Annotated in this window: 1 protein-coding gene; it reads right to left on the minus strand. The window is 64.7% G+C overall.

The features are described from left to right. Positions 1 to 151: 151 nt before the first annotated feature. Positions 152 to 1,144 carry a tRNA dihydrouridine synthase gene (locus tag ACRC0P_RS07000; RefSeq protein WP_438629280.1) on the minus strand — a complete coding sequence of 331 codons (993 nt, stop codon included), beginning with the start codon at positions 1,142 to 1,144 and terminating at the stop codon, positions 152 to 154. Between the last annotated feature and the right edge of the window lie 226 nt (positions 1,145 to 1,370).

Raw genomic sequence — 1,370 nt, forward strand, 5'->3', positions numbered from 1 at the left:
CCTCTTTCCGGGACACGGGCTGGGCGCCCCCCTTTAATACATCCCTGTACGCTCGTAATCGGCATCCATGCCTCATACGGTCCCGGAAAGAGGCACCCCACCCGGTCTTGGAGAGCCCTGCGCAAGATTCCAAACAGGCTCTAAGCTCACTCTAAGCGGCCGCGCTCACCGCCAGCTCCCGCGCGAAGGCGTCCTCGATCACGGAAGCCTCCCGGTGGCGCTTGATCTTTTCGAAGAAGGCCCCGGCCTCCGGGTAGGCGAGTTTCAGGTAGGCGAGCCACTGCTTGATGCGGTTGCCCAGGTACTTGGTCGGGTAGCACTCGCGGGTGATCTGGTAGTAGTCCCACAGCAGTGCGGCTACCTGCTGCCAGACCATGGGGGTGTAGTCCCGCCCGCTACACAGGGCCTTGATCTGCAGGCCCAGATCCGGGCGCGCCAGTAGGCTGCGGCCGAACATAAAGGCGTCGCAGCCGGTCACCTGGCGGCAGCGGAGGAATTCGTCCGGGGTCCAGATGTCGCCATTGGCGATCACCGGGATACGCAGCCGCTGTCGTATCTCGCCGATGTATTCCCAGTAGGCCGGGGGGCGGTAGCCGTCCACCTTGGAGCGGGCGTGCACGGCGAGTTCGCCGGCACCGCCGGCTTCGGCGGCGCGGGCGTTGTCCAGGTAGCTGGACCTGTCCTGGTAACCCAGTCGGATTTTCGCGGATAGGGGAATCGAGTCGGGGAGGGCGCGGCGCACCGCCGCCACTATCTCCTCCACCCGCCCGGGGCTCTGCAGCAGGCAGGCGCCGCCATCACTGTTGTTCACGGATTTGGCCGGGCAGCCGAAATTCAGGTCGATAGCGCGCGCGCCCGCTTCCACCGCCCTGGCGGCGTTGTAGGCCATGGCTCGGGGATTGCCGCCCAGCAGTTGCAGTCGCACCGGGGTGCCGGTCGCGGTGGCGGCACCGGTTTCCAGTTCCGGGCACAGGCGCACGAACACCCGTCGTGGCAGGCGGGTGTGGGTCACCCGCATGAATTCGGTGACGCAGATATCGATACCGCCGAGGGCGGAGAGCAGGGCGCGCAGGTGATGGTCGATCACACCTTCCATGGGAGCCTGGTATAGCCTGGGAATGAAGGAATCTGTCTTGTCGGTCATTATTGACTGGGGTAACCACTGAATCGGGCGCGGATTCTATCATGAGTCGCCGGCGGCAAGCGGTAGGAGCGGCCATGGGCCGCTCTTAGAGCCTGTTTAGAATCTCGCGAAGAACTCTCCAGGTCGGGAGGGGTGCCTCTTTTCGGGACCGTATGAGGCAGGGATGCCGATTACGAGCGTACAGGGACGTATTTAAGGGGGGCGCCCTGCCCGTGTCCCGGAAAGA

Origin of the sequence: Microbulbifer sp., from assembly GCF_051659245.1 — a bacterium.
In the GTDB taxonomy this organism is placed as follows: Bacteria; Pseudomonadota; Gammaproteobacteria; order Pseudomonadales; family Cellvibrionaceae; genus Microbulbifer.

Excerpts from the sequence above, each read along its gene's own strand:
- ACRC0P_RS07000 (WP_438629280.1), bottom strand. The coding sequence starts at position 1,144 with ATGACCGACAAGACAGATTCCTTCATTCCCAGGCTATACCAGGCTCCC.